Raw genomic sequence first — 18,046 nt, 5'->3', positions numbered from 1 at the left:
AGGACAGAGAAGGCCGCCGCCGCTCAGGCGCCAATATGGAACCGAAAAATCCGCCGCCGCTTAGGCGGCGGTGTCCTCCTGCTCGGCGGCGATGACCGCCCCCATCGCCGCACGGCGGCGCACCTCCTCATCGTCCGTCCCCGCGACCCGCACCGTCACCTCGCGGTGTGCGAAGTGGATGTCGTTCTCGGCGAAAATTTCCCGCACCCGCTGGTAGACGTGGCGGCGCACCAGGAACTGGTCGCCGGGCTTGGTCTTGAACTTGATGCGGATGATCATCGCCGAATCCTCCATCTGGACGACGCCCTGGCTCTTCGGCGGCTCGAGGAAGAGGTGCCCGAGTTCGGGATCAGCCATCATCTCCTGGCCGAGCTTCTTGACGAGCTTGCGGACGAGTTCGACGTCGGTGTCGTAGGTGAGGCGGACGGGCAGCTTCATGATCACCCAATCGCGCGAAAAGTTGGTGAGCTGCTTGATCTCGCCGAACGGGATGGTGTGGAGCGGCCCCTCGTGGTGGCGGAGCTGGAAGGAGCGGACGGAGATCTTCTCCACCTGGCCCGCGATCCCGGCGACCTGCACATATTCGCCGCGGCGGAACGCATCGTCGAGGAGGAAGAAGGCGCCGGAGAAGACGTCACGGATGAGGGTCTGCGAGCCGAAACCGATCGCAAGGCCGACGATCCCGGCGCCGGCGAAGAGCGGGGCGACCGAAACCCCCATCGTCGACAAAACCACCATGACGAACACCGAGACGATGAAGAAGAGCATCACGTTGCGGAAGATCGGCAGGAGCGTCGCGAGCCGGGAGACGCCGGGGCCGAAGCCTTCCCCCTCCCCGTCATGGCCGCCCGCATCGGCCTCGTCCTCGAGCCGGATCGTCACCCACAGGCGGACCGCCTGCCACGCCGCCCACGCGATGAGGGCGACCGTCGCGACGCCGAGAAGCGTCTCGGCCTTGTCCGCCCAGGCCGTCCGCTCGACATCCCACACCGCGCCGAGCACCAGGAAGCCGATGATCGCCGAGACGCCGATCGCGACGCGCTCATAAAGGTCGGTCCACGCCGCGTGGACGATTCCCGTCTTCAGCCGCTGATCGTGGAGGAGGATGAGAAGGCCGGCAACGACCAGCGCCGCGACGAGCCCCACCATCGGCGCGACGACCGGCCCCGCGCTATAGACCCCGTCGATCGTGAGGCGGGCGACCGTGTTGCTCAGCGACAGGACGAGATAGAGGATCGCGAGCACCGGCCACACGATCGACAGGAAGCGGCGCAGGCCGTTCGGCCGTGGATGCCTGCCGAGGATCACCCTGCTGATCGCCCGTCGATGGATGACCACCATCACCGACAAGAGGATGACGGAGACCGTCGCCGGGATGAGGATGAGGGTCTGCCGGCTCGCCTGCGCGAGCGGCAGATGGGAAAAGCTGATCGCGAAGAAGCCGATGAAATCGGCGATCAGGAGGACGCCCAGAAGCTGGCGGAAGAGAGCTTGCGCGAGCGCATCGTCGAACGGGGCGAGGCGCACATGCGGCTCCCGTGGCGCAAGGACCGCGAGGAGCACGGCGCGCAGCGCGAGGAAGAGGGTCGCGGCGAGGAGCCCGGTGAAGATCGTCGCCCGCTGGGGCGAAGGTTGCGGCTGCACGATCGCGAGCGTCACGGTGCCCGCCGCAAGAAGCGCGGCCGCGCCGCCGAGATGGCGCAGCAGCACCGAAAGCGCATACCCGACCCGACCTGCGCGCGTATCGAGCGGCGCCGTTCCGATCACCCCGACGACCCGGTTCAATAGCCGCGCCATATAGAGATAGGCGACCGCGCCCACCATCAGCGTCAGCGCAATATAGAGGATCGTGGTCGCGAGCCAGGTGATCGAGCCGCGGCCGACGGTTCGGAAGCCGTTCGCGATATCGCCCGGAAGGTGCGGAATATTGCGCACGAGGCTCGCAAATTCCATCCTCGCTTGAAACATCTTGTCCATCGGGGCCATGGTCGGCGCCGTGGCGGCCGTCGGCGCGGCCGGAACGATGAAGACGTTGTTGCCCGCCGCCTCCAGCGTCTTCACCGCTTGCTCGAGGCCGCTCGAACCGTCCGAACCGCCGCTTTTGGAGGGGACGCCGGGGATGGACTGCGCCATCACGCCGCCGCTCAGGATGCTGAAAATGAGTGCGAGGACGACGACCTTCATAGCGTTGCGATCCTCTTCGCCTTGACGCGCTGGCCTAGCGCCCATAAGCGCCGTGACAACTGTATGCGAGGGGCCATGGAAGATTATATCACGCCGGATCTCGTGCGGGCCCATGGTCTGACCGAAGACGAGTATGAGCGTTTCAAGACGCTGATCGGCCGCACGCCGACCTTGACCGAACTCGGCATCGTGTCGGCCATGTGGAACGAGCACTGTTCCTACAAATCCTCCCGCCCGCATCTGAAGACGCTGCCGACGACGGGGCCGCAGGTGATCCACGGGCCCGGCGAGAATGCGGGCGTGGTCGATATCGGTGACGGGCTCGCGGTGGTCTTCAAGATGGAGAGCCACAACCACCCCTCTTATATCGAGCCTTATCAAGGCGCCGGCACCGGCGTCGGCGGCATCCTGCGCGACGTCTTCACGATGGGCGCGCGGCCGATCGCGACGCTCAACGCGATCCGCTTCGGCTCGCCCGACCATCCGAAAACGCGCCACCTCCTCGCCGGCGTCGTCGCGGGGATCGGCGGCTATGGCAATGCGTTCGGCGTTCCGACCGTCGGCGGCGAAGTGGAGTTCGATCCGTCCTATGACGGCAACTGCCTCGTGAACGCGATGGCTGTCGGACTGGCGCGCCAGGACGGGATCTTCCTGTCGAAGGCGGAGGGCGTCGGCCGGCCTGTCGTCTATCTCGGTTCGAAGACCGGGCGCGACGGCATCCACGGCGCGACGATGGCCTCTGCGACGTTCGAGACCGAGGACCAGGCCGAGCGCTCCGCCGTTCAGGTCGGCGACCCGTTCGCCGGCAAGCGCCTCCTCGAGGCGTGCCTCGAACTGATGAAGACCGGCGCGGTGATCGCGATCCAGGACATGGGTGCGGCGGGCCTCACCTCGTCCGCCGTCGAGATGGGCGCGAAGGGCAATCTCGGCATCCATCTCAACCTCGACAATGTTCCCTGCCGCGAAGAGAACATGACGGCCTACGAGATGATGCTGTCGGAGAGCCAGGAGCGGATGCTCATGGTGCTCGACCCGGCGCATTGGGAAGAGGCGCAGGCGATTTTCCGCAAGTGGACGCTCGATTCGGCGATCGTCGGTGAGACGACCGACGATCTGCGCTTCAAGATCACCCACAAAGGCCGCGTCGAGGCCGATCTGCCGATCAAGGAGCTCGGCGACGAGGCGCCCGTCTATCACCGCCCCTATACCGCGCCGCCCGCCCCCGCCCCGCTCGAAGACGCCGACCTCGAAGCCCCGAACGACGTCGCCGCCGCGCTCGTCGATCTCGTCGGCAGCCCCAACGGCTCGTCCCGGCGCTGGGTCTGGGAGCAGTATGACAACGTGATCTCCGGCAACGTCGCCGCCGGTCCCGGCGGAGACGCGGCGGTGGTGCGGATCGGTGACGGCCCGCTCGCGCTCGCGATGACGGTCGACGTCTCGCCCCGCTATTGCCAGGCCGATCCCGTCGAGGGCGGCAAGCAGGCTGTGGCGGAGGTCTGGCGCAATCTGACCGCTGTCGGCGCCGAGCCGCTCGCGATCACCGACAACCTCAATTTCGGCAGCGCGATGCGGCCTGAGATCATGGGCCAGTTCGTCGGCTGCATCCAAGGGATCGGCGAGGCCTCGCGCGCCCTCGCCTTCCCCGTCGTCTCCGGCAACGTCTCGCTCTACAACGAGACCGACGGCGCGGCGATCCTGCCGACGCCCGCGATCGGCGGCGTCGGCCGCCTCGCCGACATCGACAAGCGCGTCGGTCTCGCCTTCGGCGCCGCCGGGGAGACGATTTTCGTCGTCGGCGGTCATGGCGACCATCTCGGCCAGTCGCTCTATCTCGACGTGACGCGCGATCGGCGCGCCGGCCCGCCGCCCCCCGTCGATCTCGACCGCGAGAAGCGGCACGGCGATTTCGTGCGCGCGGCGATCGGCGGCGGTCTCGTCTCGGCCTGCCACGACGTGTCGGCGGGCGGGCTAGGCGTGGCACTCGCCGAGATGGCGATGGCCTCCGGCCTCGGCGCGACACTCGAGATTCCGGACCCGCTCCACATCTATCTTTTCGCCGAGGATCAGGGACGATATGTCCTGTCCACCGCGAAACCCGAGGCGCTCCTGCAGGCCGCGATCACTGCGGGCGTGGCGATTGCGCCGATCGGCATGGTGGGCGGCGAGAATTTGACCGTGGAGGGCCGCTTCAGTGTATCGTGCGCGGAATTGAAGTCCGCGCATGAAGGGTGGATGCCGTCGTACATGGCGCGCCATTCCGCCTAACGCTCGCTACGGGAGACCGGCCATGGCCATGGATCAACACGAGATCGAACGCCTCATTCGCGAGGCGCTGCCGGATGCGCGGGTGGAAGTTCGCGACCTCGCCGGTGACGGCGACCATTACGCCGCGACGGTGGTGTCGGAAGCCTTTCGGGGCAAGACCCGCGTCGCGCAACACAAACTGGTGTACGACGCCCTCAAGGGGCGCATGGGCGGCGAATTGCACGCCCTCGCCCTACAAACCGTCGCGCCCGACGCATAGATTGATCCTCAAACCCTCGAGGAATTGGCATGAGTAACGTGCACGAGACGATCGACAACGCCGTGAAGGCCCACGACGTGCTCCTTTTCATGAAGGGCACGCCGAACTTTCCGCAGTGCGGCTTTTCCGGTCAGGTGGTGCAGATTCTGGACTATCTCGGTGTCCAATATGGTTCGGTGAACGTCCTCGAGGACGACGCCGTCCGCAGCGGCATCAAGGAATATTCCAACTGGCCGACGATCCCGCAGCTCTACGTCAAAGGCGAGTTCGTCGGCGGCTGCGACATCATCCGCGAAATGTTCCAGGCCGGTGAGTTGCAGGAGCACTTCACCAACGCCGGGATCTCGATCCGCGACACCGCGGCCTGAGCTGATTCCGCCCGCCGGCCTCGTGGTCGGCGGGCGTGCCTCCATCCGCGTTGCGCCAAGGCATTGAAGGCATCGCGCCGCATCGGCGTGAGGCCCCCAGTTCGACCGCACGGACCGCTTCGCCTTCTCGTTGAACCCGTGATAATTGTTTCGCTCAGCAGGTGCACGCCATAGCAGCGCATCGGAGTGGTCTCATGTCGGTCGATGGCATCACGGTCCTCGTTGGCACGACCAAGGGCGCGTTTCTGGTCTCGGGCGGAGCGGATCGCTCCGGTTGGACGGTCAGCGGGCCCTTTTGCGATGGATGGCCGATCAACCATGTCGTCGGCGATCCGGCGACCGGCCGGATCTGGGCCGGCGGCGGGAGCGACTTTCACGGCGCCGGCATCTGGTCGACGTCCGACGGAGGGCAGACCTGGTCGCTGACGCGCCTCACGAAGGGCGAGATGGACGGCTGGGCCGCCGGCGACGCCGCCTTCGCCGCGATGATCGGGTGGACCGACGAGCCCCTTCCGTTCGGTGACGCCTTCTCGCAGATCTGGAGCCTCTCCTTCGCCGACGGCACGCTCTATGCCGGGACGAAACCAGCCCAGCTCTTGAAGAGCGAGGACGGCGGCGCGTCGTGGACGGTGAACGAAAGCCTCGCGAACCATCCCTCGCGCGAGACGTGGAATCCGGGCGGTGCCGGCCTCGTCCTCCACACCATCGTGCCGCATCCGCGCGATCCCGGCACGATGTGGATCGGCATTTCCGCCGCCGGCGTCTTCGCGACGGAGGACGGCGGGACGACCTGGGACCGGCGCAACCGCCTCTCCAACCAAGGCGCCACCGCCGAGCATCACCACCCCGCAGGCCCCGAAGGCGGCGAGATCGGCCATTGTGTGCACAACATGATGCGCGCGGCCGGGAATGCCGATCGGCTCTATCAACAAAACCATCATGGCGTGTGGCGCTCGAACGATGGCGGGCGAAGCTGGGACGATATTTCGGCCGGGCTCCCGTCGATGTTCGGCTTTCCGATCCGCGTCCACCCGCGCGACCCCGATACGATCTGGACCATTCCGCTCAACGGGGACATGGCGGGCCGCTTTCCGCCGGAGGCTGCCGCCGCCGTCTGGCGGTCCCGCGATGGCGGCGCGACGTGGGAGGGCTTTCGCGACGGACTACCGCAGACGGCCTGCTATTTCACCGTTCTCCGTCAGGCGATGGCGGGCGACCCTTTGACCCCGGCCGGGCTCTATTTCGGCACCAACAGCGGTTCGATCTTCATGAGCGCCGATGAGGGCGAGCATTGGGACGAGATCGCCCGCCATCTTCCGACGGTGCTTTCGGTCGAAGTCCTCACCTAAGCCCGCAGAGCGGGGCCCCGCCCCCGCATCGGCGCGGCGGCGTGCCCAGGCATCGAGCATCCGTCATCGGCCGTGCGTGGGGGGATCGCTAGGCGCGGCCGGCGGCGCCGTTCGGCGACAAGATCTCACCGAGCGCGTCGGCCTTCGTGGGCGCACCGAAGAGAGTACCCTGCACCATCAGTCGGCTCGCCGGGTCCAAGGCGTCGAGGTTGGCCCGTGTCTCGACACCGTCGACGATCACGTCCATCCCCAAAAGATCGCCGAGATAAAGAATGCCGGTTACGACGGAGGCGCCCGGATCCCGCGCCTCCTGGGCGCGGAGGAGGGATTGGTCGATCTTGAGGATCGACAGCGGGTGCCGGCGCAGAGGCGCGATCGATTCGACGCCCGTTCCGAAATGGTCATACGCCAGACAGACGCCGATTTCGCTGAGCTGTTGTAGCAGCCCCACCGTCATCGGATCGGCCTTCAGGAGGATCGATTCGGCGACCTCGAGCACCAGCGCCTCGGGCGGCAGATTGGTCTCCTCTAACGCGGCCTCGACCGAGCGGACGAGCCGCCCGGACCGGAACTGCGCCTCGAAGAGATCGATCCCCATCTTGAGATCCGGGACGGTCCTGCGCCACGCCGCCGCCGTCTCGCAGACCTGCCACAGCGCCCATTCCCCGGTGCGGGTGGCGACCGGAATGTCGCGCAGAACCTCCATGAAATGACCCGGCGCGAGGCAGCCCCGTTCGGGATGGTTCCAGTGGAGGATCGCCTCCGCCCCCGTCATCCGCCCGCTGCCGGGCTCGTATTGCGGCTGATAGAACAGCTCGAACTCGCCATTATCGTAAGCGCGGTGAAGCGCCTGCTCGAAATTGCGCCGCGCGGTCGCGAGCTCGCGAAAGGTGGGCTCGAACATCTGCGCCTGGCCCCTGCCGGCGGCCTTCGCGCGGTAGAGGGCGAGATCGGCCGCGCCGAGAAGGTCTTCGCCCTGCACGCTATGGACCGGCGCGAGGGCGATGCCCACACTGACGCCGATTTCGACTCGCTCGCCCATGATGTCGTAAGGCTCGGACAGGATCGCCACGATATTCGCCGCGAGCGCCCGCGCCCGCCGCTCCTCCTCACCGAGATAAAGGACCACGAATTCGTCGCCCCCGAGGCGCGCCACGATCCGAGCCTCATTGCACGCGGCGAGGAGCCGGGCGGCGACGTCCTTCAACACGAGATCGCCGGCATAATGACCGAGCGTGTCGTTGACCGCCTTGAAGCCGTCGAGATCGAGGAGGAAGACCGTCGCAGCCTCCTCCGCGCTCAAGGTCGCCATAATGCATTCGCGCCATGCGCCGCGATTCGGCAGGTCCGTGAGCGGGTCGCGCGCGGCGAGGCGGAAGAGGCGCTCCTCGTCCTTGCGGTGCTCGGTCACGTCGCGGACGATCGCGCCGAGGGTCATCCACCGGCCATCATTCCAGGTGGAAAACGTGAGCTCGGCCAGAAACTCGGTGCCATCCTTGCGAAGGCCCATCAGCTCCAAGGTCTGTGCCGCCCCCTCCTCCGCGTCGTCCGTTCCCGCGCTCTCCTCGTGCTCCAGGATCGCCTGTGCGCCATTGATGAAGATCGCGTCGCACGATTGGTTGACGATCTCAGGGAAGGTGTAACCGAACAGGCGTTTCGCGGCGCGGTTCCAGAAGGTGATCTGCGCGCGCGCGTTCAAGCAGATGATCGCATCGGCCGAAGCCGCGGCAATGTTCTCGAAACGGGCCTGACTCACCGTCCGGGCATGATCGAGACGGTGGATTTCCATCTGATCCATGACGAGCTTGGCGAGATCGTTGAGATTCTTGCGGTCCTCGGAGGAGAACGTCTCGCGCGGGCTCGTATCGATCAGGCATACGGCCCCGATCCGCTCCCCCGTCGGGGCACTGATCGGCTTGGCCGCGTAGAAGCGGACGAACGGCGCCGCGAGGACGTGCGGATTGGCCGAAAAGCGGCTGTCTTTCGTGGCGTCCGGGACGAAGAGGATTTCGTCCTGCAAGATCGCGTACTGGCAGAGGGAGGTGTCGCGGCTCGTTTCGATCACGTCCAAGCCGACATTCGCCTTCACGAACTGTCGGTCGCGTTCGATCAGACTGATGAGCACGATCGGCACATCGAACAGGCGGGAGCCGAGCCTTGCCAGAAGGTCGAACTCCTCTTCCGGCGGCGTATCCACGATATGATACTCGGCGAGGAGCTTCAGCCGCGCCTCTTCGTTCGCCGGAACCGGATAAGGAGCTGGCGACACGCCCACCTCGTCGCTCGCGCGGCCTCGGCCGGGCCGATCATGAGGATCGGGGCCGCTGGCCTGCCGTTTCAATCGCCCGAACTTGGCAAATCGAGAAGGAAAGATCCAGCAATAAAAGCCTCTTCCTATCGCCATGAGGCTTTGCCTGCGAACGAGATCACGGGCCGCGTCGCCGCACTTTAAGGTGGACGCCGCACGTATTCACAGGCTACGCGTGCCCTGCTGAATGGGATGCCGTTAATATACCAGGTATATTCTAAGAATTATGTTGCGGCTCCATTTGCTCCGCTGACGGCCGGCGGACCGCTCGAAACCAGGATGTACGGGGCCAACGCCGCTTGTGTGCGTCATATCGGCGGCCACACCCTTATTTTGGATAACAGCGCCGCATGCTTGAAGACAATTGATGAAAGCGCCCTAGGTAGGCTTCGGGGGAAGTTAAATGTCGTCGTCTTCCATCGGGTGCGCTTGCGTTGTTCCCCGCGGCGGCCCCATAGGTCGTGAATGCTGCAATCCGTCTGTCCACCTGCCGCCGTGTCTGTCGCCGATCCCGCGCAATTCCGTCGCCATCTGCGCGAAGCCACCGCCTCCTCACACGCGCAACTCGACCGCCGCTTCGAGGCGGTGGCCGACCCGTCCGAAACCGAGATTTATCGCGCCTTCGTGCGGATGAACCATGTCTGCCACACTGTGTTGGAGCCCTGGCTCGCGAAGGCCGTTCCGCCGGCGATCCTCCCGCTGCGCCGCCCGCTCGACGATGAACTCGGCGCGGACATGGAAGCGCTCGGCCTGACGCCACTTCCGACGGAACCGATCGTGTCCGATGTCGGCCGCGCGTGGCCGATGCACGAGGCAGTGGCGGAAGCCGCTGGCGTCGTCTATGTCCTCGACGGTTCACGTCTCGGAGCGCGGATGATTCTGAAGGAATGGGCACGACGAGGCGCGTCCCGATCGACGGGCGATCCGTCTGCGGCCACCCCTGTCGATGACACTTTTGGCGTCGACGCGACCGCGCGCCCCGGAACGGCATATCTCAACGCCGCCGCGTCGCCAGGGCCGGTTTTTGCCGCGTTCGATGAACTGGCCGCACAAATCCGACTTTCGGATTATGCGCGAGTGGCATGTGCGGCGCAAGCGGCTTTTAATCTATTTCAATCGGCGAGCACATTCGCAATCGGCGCTGACACATGACTGACGAACCTGACATCAACGCCGTCGACCTGTCGAATTGCGACCGCGAGCCGATCCATCTCCTTGGTCGCATCCAGCCATTCGGCTATCTCGTCGCCGTCTCGATGGACTGGATGGTCCAACACGTTTCGGCCAATCTCGGTGAGATCGTCGGCCGCGCGGCGGAGGATTGTCTCGGCCTGCCGCTTCAGGAGATTCTGCCGGGTTCGAGCATCCATGCCATCCGCGATCGGCTCCAGGGCCTCGCACCCGGCGAGGGCTCGGAGCGGATTTTCGGGATCGATCTCTTCGGCCACGGCCAGCGATTCGACCTCGCGGTCAGCATTTCCGGCCATTCGATCGTGATCGAGGCGGAACCCTTCGTCCCCTCGCCCATCAACTCCGGCACGCTCGTGAAGACGATGATCGGGCGGATCGAACGCTGCTCGACGCTCGGCGCGCTCTACAATGAGGCGGTTCGCCAGCTTCGCGCCGTCACCGGGTTCGACCGGGTCATGCTCTACCGCTTCGCGCCGGACGGATCGGGCAACGTCATCGGCGAATCGGCCCGCAGCGGGCTCGAGCCCTTTCTCGGCCTCAACTATCCCGCGACCGATATTCCGGCGCAGGCCCGGCGCCTCTACGTCAAGAATCGCAGCCGCATCATCGCCGACGTCAACGGCGACACGATCCCGGTCGTCCCCGGCATCGATCCACACGGCGAGGTGCTCGATCTGTCCCTGTCGGTGACGCGCGCGGTCTCGCCGATCCATATCGAGTATCTCTCCAATATGGGCGTCGGCGCGTCCTTCTCGATCTCCATTGTGATCGGCGGCGAGCTGTGGGGGCTGTTCGCGCTCCATCATTATGCCCCGCGCCGGCTTTCGATGGAGCTGCGCTCGACGCTCGAACTGTTCGGCCAGATCGTTGCCCTCGTCATCGAGGGGCGGCGCGCCAAGGAAATGCGCGAAGTCGAAGAAGCCGCCCGCGAACTTCACGACAAGGTGGTCGGCCGCCTCGTCTCCACTTCGCCCTCGCCGGACGAGCTGGTCGATTTTGCCGGCGACTTTCGCGAGATGATCCCCTCCGACGGGTTTGCCGTATGGTCGGAGGGCCACGTCCGCTCCGTCGGCACGTGCCCCTTCGCGGACGATATGCCGGGGCTCGCGCGGTTCTTGAACCGGGCGGCCGCAAGCCGCGTCTACGCGACGGATGAAATCAGCGCGGTCTATCCGAAGGCGGACGAATTCGCCCACCGCGCGGCGGGGCTCCTCGCGATCCCGATCTCGCGCACGCCGCGGGATTATCTCATCTTCTTCCGCCGCGAGCTGGTGGAAACCGTGACCTGGGCCGGCGACCCGTCCCAGAAGGAGACGACCTTCGGCCCCAACGGGCCCCGCCTCACCCCGCGCAAGAGCTTCGAGGCGTGGCAGGAGACCGTGCGCGGCCGGTCCGCGCCGTGGACAGCCTCGGAGCGCAAGTCCGCCGAGGCGCTGCGCGTTGCGATCATGGAAGTGCTGCTGCGCTTCAACGAGGAGAGCCAACGCCTGCGTGACGTCGCCTCGCAGCGGCAAGAGCTCCTGATCGCCGAGCTCAATCACCGCGTCCGCAACATTTTGGCGCTGATCCGCGCCGTCGTCCTGCAAAGCCGTGGCAGCGCGAGTTCGATCGGCGACTTCGCCACCATCATCGGCGGGCGCATCCAGGCGCTCGCGCGCGCGCACGATCAGATCACCGATTCCGCCTTCGCCGCGCGCAGCCTCGAGGATCTCGTGCGCACCGAAGCGCAGGCCTATGTCGGTGAGAAAGCCGGCCGCTTTATGCTGACCGGCCCGCCGATCCTGGTGAACGCGGAGGCATTCTCGACGATCGCGCTCGTCGTCCACGAGATGGTGACGAACTCGGCCAAGTATGGCGCGCTGTCCGATTCGCTCGGCGTCGTGAACGTCGACTGGCGGATCGACGACAATGCCTGCTGCACGATCGACTGGCGCGAGAGCGGCGGTCCGCCGGTCCAGGCGCCGTCCCGCCGCGGCTTCGGATCGGCGATCATCGAGCGCTCGATTCCGCACGAACTCGGCGGCGAGGCGACACTGTCATGGCGCCTTACCGGCCTCGAGGCGCGCTTCGTGCTGCCGTCGAATGTCGTTTCGCTGGGCACCTCGAACGCCGCCCCCTCGCCGCCGCCCGCACCGAAAGTGCCGCCGACGGAGGCCATTGCCGGGCTGACGGCGCTCCTTGTCGAAGACAATATGATCATGGCGCTCGATGCCGAGCAGTTCCTGCTCGACGGCGGTATCGCCCGCGTCTTTACCGCGATGAGCCTGTCGGACGCGATGCGGATCGTCATGGAAGAGCATATCGACGTCGCGATGCTCGACGTGAATCTCGGCAACGAGACGAGCTTCCCGCTGATCGAGCCGCTCAACCAGAAAGGCGTGCCCTATGTCTTCGCGACGGGCTATGGCGAAACGCTGACCCTACCGGACGAGGCCGCCCCCGGTACGCCGTCGATCAAGAAGCCCTATTCGGCCGCGACGGTGATGGAAATGCTCGCCCGCGTGGCGAAACGCACCGGCGATTGACGGGCGAAACGCCGCACCGAACGATCCGTTCCGCCGCCGCCTCGCCGAAAACGAGGGCGCGACGCGGGTCGGCCGGTCTTGGCTTTTTCCAGCCGTGCGGCCCGTTTTCCGCGATTCCGTGCGACCTTGCCGGATCGTCATCACCGAACGCCTATGATTTTCGGCCCCGCGCCCCCACCTAGATTGCGAGGGCGCGCGGTGGGAACCTCCACTGACGTCCTGGAATTGTCAGTATTCCTGATAGCGGAGTCCAAAATGGCAAACATCACTGACGATGTCCGAGCCGACCTCGAACGGCAGATCTCGAGCCTCAAGCGCGAGGTGGGTCGGCTTAGCAAGTCCCTGGCATCGCAGGCCTCGGACACGATGGAGGACGCTGAATTCACCTATGACGAGATGCGCAAGCGCGCCGGCGATGTCGCGCGGCATGTCCGCCATCAGGCGCACGAGGTAACGGAAGCGGCGCGCGAGCACCCCGGTACGGCCGCGACCGTGTCGGCTTCGATCGGCCTCCTCGCATTTGCAGCCGGCGTCGTCGTCGGGTCGATGCTGAGCACGAACGCCCGCTCGCGACACCGCTAGGCGTCGTCGCCGCGGACGATGAGAAACCCCGCGGCCTCCAAGCGGGGTTTCGTTCGCCGCCGCCGGTCCCGTCGCCCTATCGTCCGAGTTCGAGGATGCGGGCGACGAGATCGGGTTGCCGGTGGACGCCCATCTTCTTGAAGATGCGATTGAGCACCAGCCGCGCCGTGCTCTCGGCCAGGCCGAGTTCGATCGCAGCCTCCTTCACCGTCCGCCCTGCCGCGAGCACCGATGCAAGGCGCGCCTCGCCGGTGGTGAGCGCATAGACCGAGCGGATCACCGTCGGATCGATCCGCTGCTGATCGCTGAGCGGTTGCGCGAGGAGCAGGACGTGACGCCCCGGCGCGTCGAGCCCAAGCCCGTCCGCCGAATGTCCCACGAGGGGCGCACTCCAGACGACGATCCGCTCGTCCCCGTCTTTGCTCGACAATGTGATCGGCCTCGGATCCCCCTCCTCCTGCCCGGCAAAGTCGTGGGCGCGCCGGACGGCGGAGTGCAACGTCTCCGTCTCGTGCGAGGCGGCGGGCGCCAGCTTCCCCTCCCCGTTGACGAAGAAGCGGCCCAGCACCTCGCTGGCCTTTTTGTTCGCCTTCTTGAGATTGAGGTCCCCGTCCACGATGAAGGCGGGGCGCTTCATCGTGTTGAACACCTCCGACAGCGATGCGTTTTCGGAGGAGAGTTGCCCGAGATGGGTGTTGATGCGCAGCGACTGTTCGAGGTGGCGCGCGATCCGCAGATGGGTCTGCATCTCGTCCGTTCCGAACGGGCCTTTCGCCATCTCCCGGTGCACCACGAAGCAGGTCGGATTGCCGAGCTCGGAATAGATGATCGCAACCATCTGCCGGCCGAGGCCGAAGCGGCGCAGGAACTCCGTATAGAACGGGTTCGTGTCCATTTCCTCGCGCGTAACGACATCGAAATCGCGATAGACGTCACCGATGCGGAACCCCGCCTCCAAGCGGTTTTGAAGCCAAGGATTGCGGCTTTCCCAACCTTCCTCGACATAGGCTTCGAGCGCGGGCGTCACGCTCGGCGAATGGACCGGAAAGGTCCACCCGTCGGGGGTCTTCACATAAAGGATCGCCCCTTTCGACCCGGATAGCGCCGCGACGGCGTCGAGCGTCTGCGGCCAAAGTTCGGCGCTCAGCGCCACCCCGTAGATATCATGAACGACATCATCGAACTGAGGCACATTCATTTCGGCAAGTCTCCTTGCAGGGTCGCAACCGGGCCGCGCCCCCGCGCTCGTGCGACAGCATATTGCGTGTATGCGACCACATTGTCGTGAAATCGCCGCGTGAGACCAGCACATCGCCCAATTTGGCCGCGGCGGCCAGCCGTCTTATTTGGGAGGGCTCGTTCCCCTCGGCCTCTCGCGCGCCCCCCGCATCGTCTCCTCGGCGATCGCGCGCGCCGTTATCGCTCCGCCCCGCCTCGGTTTTCGATGAAGGCGAACCCGGTATCGGCCGGGACGTAGGCGTAGACATATTTCGGCACGGCGGGTCGGTCGTAGACCCCTTCGAGGACGCCCTCGAAGAAGTGGAGCACGGCGGAGATGCGGGCGAGCGTGTCCTCGTCCGCCCCGGCGAAGCCTTCGATCACGGCCCTGTCGCACGCGTCCTCGAGGGACAAAAGCGCCTTCTGCGCCTCGGTGAGCCCGGTGAATCGGGAAAAGTCTGTCATGGTCTCCTCACGCGACATCCGCCGTCGAGACGGGTCCGGTCTCGTCCTCGGCCGGTGCATTTGAGTGAGGCGCGCCCACAATCGCAAGGACGAGATTGCGCGGCGATAGGTCTGCCCAGGAGAGGATCGCATCGCCCTCCAACGCGCGAGCGATTGGCCGCTGGGTGTTCGACGCGGTTTCCGGTTATGTCTCGCACTCTCTCGAAAACGCCGCTCGGAGAGGCGCAGCGTTTTCGATCAAGGGGTTGCGGACGGATCGAACCGCTTCATCGGACCTCCACGACGACCTTCTCGATCGTTCCGGTGAAGGGGAATGGTGGGTCATACTCCTCGGTGACCGGCTGACCGGTGTCCTCGCCGATGCCGAAGGTGTCGACGCCGAAGCGGCCGGCGACGGTCGAGTCCATCTGACCTCGCGCGACGTCGCGACCATTGACGGATAGAACGATCTCGGCGCCCTTGCCGACCTCGCCCGCTCCGCCCTTATAATCGAAGTCGACGGTGACCTCCGCCGCCCCCTCGGCCAACGGCTCGGTGCCCTTCACCACGGTGTGCTTTTCGAAAAGGTTGTAGTCGAAGATCGGCACGCCGCCCTCGACGTAGAGCACCAAGCCGGCCGCGATCCCACCGAAGCCCAGGATGACACCGTCGGTGTCCGCCCCCTTGGTGGTAACGTTCGCCGTGAGCGTCCATGAGCGGTTCTTCATCGGCGGCGCGGCAGGCTCGGCGATACGCGTGGCGCCTGCGTAGTAGGTGAAGGTGGTGGCATTCTCGTCGGCGCCCGGCACCGGCGGCTTGGCAATCGCAAGACGCGCGGAGCCGCGATCGTCGAGCGGCAGAACGCCGTATTTCTCGAACGCCTCGTCGAGCATCGATTTCAACTCGGCGAGTTTCTCGGGGTACTGGGCGGCGAGGTCGTTGGCCTCGGAGAAGTCCTCATCGAGGTTGTAAAGCTCCCACCTGTCTTTGTCCCAGTTGCCGGGTGCATAGTCCTGTCGCCACGGGAAGGTGTGCTGGGCGTTGGCCTTCCAACCGTCGGCATACATGGCGCGGTTGGAGAAGATCTCGAAATATTGCTGCGTACGGCCCTTGAAGTCCGGGTCGACGAAGCTGGCGAAGAAACTCTCGCCTTCAAGGGGCGTCTGGACGACCCCGTTCACCGTCTGCGGCATCGGAATGTGAGCGGCTTCGAGAATCGTCGGCACCACGTCGACGAGGTGCAGGAAGGCGGTGCGCGGGGCGTCGTCGTGTTGGATCCGCGCCGGCCAGCTGATGACCATCGGGTTGCGCGTGCCGCCGAGATGGGAGGCGACCTGTTTGACCCATTGAAACGGCGTGTTCCCCGCCCAGGCCCAGCCCACCGGATAATGCGGCTCCGACTGCGGCCCGCCGAGCTTATCGAGATTGGCCCTGATGTCCTCAAGGTTCGAGGGAATGCCGTTGAGGTTCATAATCTCGTTCAGCGTGCCGTCCGGCCCGCCTTCGGACGAGGCGCCGTTGTCGCCGACGATATAGATCACCATCGTGTTCTCGGCGTCCGGCAGCGTTTTCACCGCATCGAGCAGGCGGCCGATCTCATGATCGGTGAAGGCGAAGTAGCCTGCGAAATTCTCCATGAGATCGTCATAGACCTCCTTCTGCACGTCGGTGAGCGTGTCCCATGCGGGAACCCAGTCGGGACGCGGCGTGAGGACAGTGTCGGGCGGCACGATTCCCATCGTCTTCTGCCGCTGCAGGACGTCTTCGCGGTACGCCTCCCAGCCCATGTCGAACGCACCGTCGAACTTTTCGCGCCACTCGGCGGTGACGTGGTGCGGGGCGTGCATCGCGCCCGGCGCGAAATACATGAAGAAGGGCTTGTTCGGCGCAACCGACTTCGCGAACGTCATCCGCGCGATGGCCCGGTCGGTCATGTCGGTCATGAAGTGGTACCCCTCTGCCGGGGTCTTATCGGGCTCGACCGGCGTCGTGTTCTCGAACAGCACCGGGTAATACTGGTGGGTCTCACCGGAATTGAAGCCGTAGAAATAGTCGAAGCCCATCCCCGTCGGCCACCGGTCGAAGGGGCCGGTGATGGTCTGTTCCCAGTCCGGCGTGTTGTGGTTCTTGCCGAACCACCAGGTGGAATAGCCGTTGTCCCTCAGGATTTCGCCGATGGTCGCCGTCTCGCGCGGCAGCATGGTGGAGTAGCTCGGGAAACCCGTCGCCCATTCCATCAGGAAGCCATTGCTGCTCGAATGATGGTTCCGTCCCGTGAGCAAAGCGGCGCGCGACGGCCCGCAAATGGCCGTGGTGTGGAAGCGCGTGAAGCGCAGACCCTCGTCAGCGAGCTGGTCCAGCGCGGGGGTCGGGATGAGCCCGCCGAACGTGGAGGTCTGACCGAACCCGACATCGTCGAGCAGAATGACAATGATGTTGGGTGCACCGTCCGGCGCCGCCACCGGCTCCTGCCAATCGGGTTCGGAATCCTGATAGGTCTCGCCGATCGTCCCCTCGAACGGGGCGAGCGGTACGGGCAATTTTGAGCGGTCCGGCCATTGCTGAGCTTCGGCGTGGCTCGCTCCGAAGGCGAGCAGCGCCATCGCCGATACGGTCAAATGGTTGAGCATCGGAGACTCCCTTGTTCGCACCGCTCCAGGCCTGCGCCCGGCATTGCGGCGGGTCCGTTCCCCTCGCGTGTCAGTCCATCCTCTTGTACCCCCTAACGCGGATACACACCCCGTGGCGGGAGTATAGCAAAGCTCTCGCGGACAAGCGATTGCGTATCCGAGCGCACCGAACGGTACACGTTGCCCCTCTCAAACGATGCATATAGGCGACGGAGCAAGATGATCATGAAAATAAAAGAAATCATCAAAGCGTTGATTGCATTATCGCTTATCCCGTCGCTCGGGATTCTGGTCGCGTAGCAAAGCGACAAAGTAGTGGGCGGCTATGCGGCTAGCCTGTCGGGACCGATCGATGTCATGAAGGGGCGACCTTATTCCCCTTACGCCAACCGCTACACACGCGGCGAGCGGGCCCGGCGGGGCGGAGCACGCCGCGCGAAATGCGGGGCGGCGACGCCTTGCGGAGGCGTCCGTCGCCCTGCTACCGAACATCATCCGAACGACAGAGTGACGGACAGCCTCCGAACGGGACTGCCCCCGCCGATCGAAAGGCGAAAACTCCAAACAATTTCACCGATGCGGGCGTGATGGAATGGTAGACATACCGGACTTAAAATCCGGAGGCGCAAGCCGTGCGGGTTCGAGTCCCGCCGCCCGTACCATGTCGGCGCGCCCGATCCGACCAATGCGCCCCATCCGATCAGCGCAGATGGCATGAGGCGC

Annotated in this window: 12 protein-coding genes and 1 tRNA gene; 8 read left to right on the top strand and 5 right to left on the bottom strand. The window is 65.4% G+C overall.

Annotation, left to right across the window (positions count from 1 at the left end):
- Positions 1-60: 60 nt before the first annotated feature.
- Complete coding sequence (locus L1787_RS03940; protein ID WP_235707234.1) at positions 61-2,184, bottom strand: mechanosensitive ion channel family protein; 2,124 nt, start codon at positions 2,182-2,184, stop codon at positions 61-63.
- 75 nt (positions 2,185-2,259) lie between these two features.
- On the opposite strand from L1787_RS03940, the gene purL reads away from it, so the two are divergent.
- From purL to L1787_RS03920, 4 genes are all read left to right on the top strand, one after another.
- Positions 2,260-4,449 (top strand): phosphoribosylformylglycinamidine synthase subunit PurL, encoded by a 2,190-nt coding sequence (purL, locus tag L1787_RS03935; RefSeq protein ID WP_235707233.1) that lies wholly within the window; start codon positions 2,260-2,262, stop codon positions 4,447-4,449.
- A 22-nt stretch (positions 4,450-4,471) separates the two neighbouring features.
- Positions 4,472-4,708, top strand: a complete 237-nt coding sequence (locus L1787_RS03930) for a BolA family protein (RefSeq protein ID WP_235707232.1) — start codon at positions 4,472-4,474, stop codon at positions 4,706-4,708.
- 29 nt (positions 4,709-4,737) lie between these two features.
- Complete coding sequence (gene grxD / locus L1787_RS03925) at positions 4,738-5,076, top strand: Grx4 family monothiol glutaredoxin (RefSeq protein WP_235707231.1); 339 nt, start codon at positions 4,738-4,740, stop codon at positions 5,074-5,076.
- Between the two features lie 194 nt (positions 5,077-5,270).
- Positions 5,271-6,425 carry a WD40/YVTN/BNR-like repeat-containing protein gene (locus L1787_RS03920; protein ID WP_235707230.1) on the top strand — a complete coding sequence of 385 codons (1,155 nt, stop codon included), beginning with the start codon at positions 5,271-5,273 and terminating at the stop codon, positions 6,423-6,425.
- An 88-nt stretch (positions 6,426-6,513) separates the two neighbouring features.
- On the opposite strand, the gene L1787_RS03915 is transcribed toward L1787_RS03920, so the two are convergent.
- Positions 6,514-8,694, bottom strand: coding sequence for a putative bifunctional diguanylate cyclase/phosphodiesterase (locus tag L1787_RS03915; protein ID WP_235707229.1), 2,181 nt, complete (start codon positions 8,692-8,694; stop codon positions 6,514-6,516).
- A gap of 504 nt (positions 8,695-9,198) precedes the next feature.
- On the opposite strand from L1787_RS03915, the gene L1787_RS03910 reads away from it, so the two are divergent.
- The 3 genes from L1787_RS03910 (at position 9,199) to L1787_RS03900 (ending at position 13,031) form a co-directional block, all read left to right on the top strand.
- Entirely contained in the window at positions 9,199-9,885 is a 687-nt protein-coding gene (locus L1787_RS03910; protein WP_235707228.1) for a biliverdin-producing heme oxygenase, read from the top strand.
- Positions 9,882-12,449, top strand: coding sequence for an HWE histidine kinase domain-containing protein (locus L1787_RS03905; protein WP_235707227.1), 2,568 nt, complete (start codon positions 9,882-9,884; stop codon positions 12,447-12,449). The genes L1787_RS03910 and L1787_RS03905 overlap by 4 nt, the downstream gene beginning before the upstream one ends.
- A 255-nt stretch (positions 12,450-12,704) precedes the next feature.
- A complete protein-coding gene (locus L1787_RS03900) occupies positions 12,705-13,031 on the top strand; it encodes a hypothetical protein (RefSeq protein WP_235707226.1) in 327 nt (108 codons plus the stop codon).
- A 76-nt stretch (positions 13,032-13,107) separates the two neighbouring features.
- Here L1787_RS03900 and L1787_RS03895 read toward each other — a convergent pair whose 3' ends face one another.
- The 3 genes from L1787_RS03895 to L1787_RS03885 all read right to left on the bottom strand — a co-directional run bounded on the left by L1787_RS03895 (position 13,108) and on the right by L1787_RS03885 (position 17,323).
- Positions 13,108-14,229 carry a helix-turn-helix transcriptional regulator gene (locus L1787_RS03895; RefSeq protein WP_235707225.1) on the bottom strand — a complete coding sequence of 374 codons (1,122 nt, stop codon included), beginning with the start codon at positions 14,227-14,229 and terminating at the stop codon, positions 13,108-13,110.
- 218 nt (positions 14,230-14,447) lie between these two features.
- Positions 14,448-14,714: a hypothetical protein gene (locus tag L1787_RS03890; protein WP_235707224.1), complete on the bottom strand. Its 267-nt coding sequence runs from the start codon at positions 14,712-14,714 to the stop codon at positions 14,448-14,450.
- Between the two features lie 266 nt (positions 14,715-14,980).
- Positions 14,981-17,323, bottom strand: a complete 2,343-nt coding sequence (locus tag L1787_RS03885) for a sulfatase-like hydrolase/transferase (protein ID WP_235707223.1) — start codon at positions 17,321-17,323, stop codon at positions 14,981-14,983.
- Positions 17,324-17,901: 578 nt separating this feature from the next.
- Here L1787_RS03885 and L1787_RS03880 point away from each other — a divergent pair.
- Positions 17,902-17,985, top strand: a tRNA-Leu gene (locus tag L1787_RS03880).
- The last annotated feature ends 61 nt before the right edge of the window (positions 17,986-18,046 follow it).

The sequence above is a fragment of the Acuticoccus kalidii genome, from assembly GCF_021556395.1.
In the GTDB taxonomy this organism is placed as follows: Bacteria; Pseudomonadota; Alphaproteobacteria; order Rhizobiales; family Amorphaceae; genus Acuticoccus; species Acuticoccus kalidii.
The sequence above is the reverse complement of the archived record's forward strand: the minus strand, read 5'-3'. Positions and strand labels throughout refer to the sequence as shown.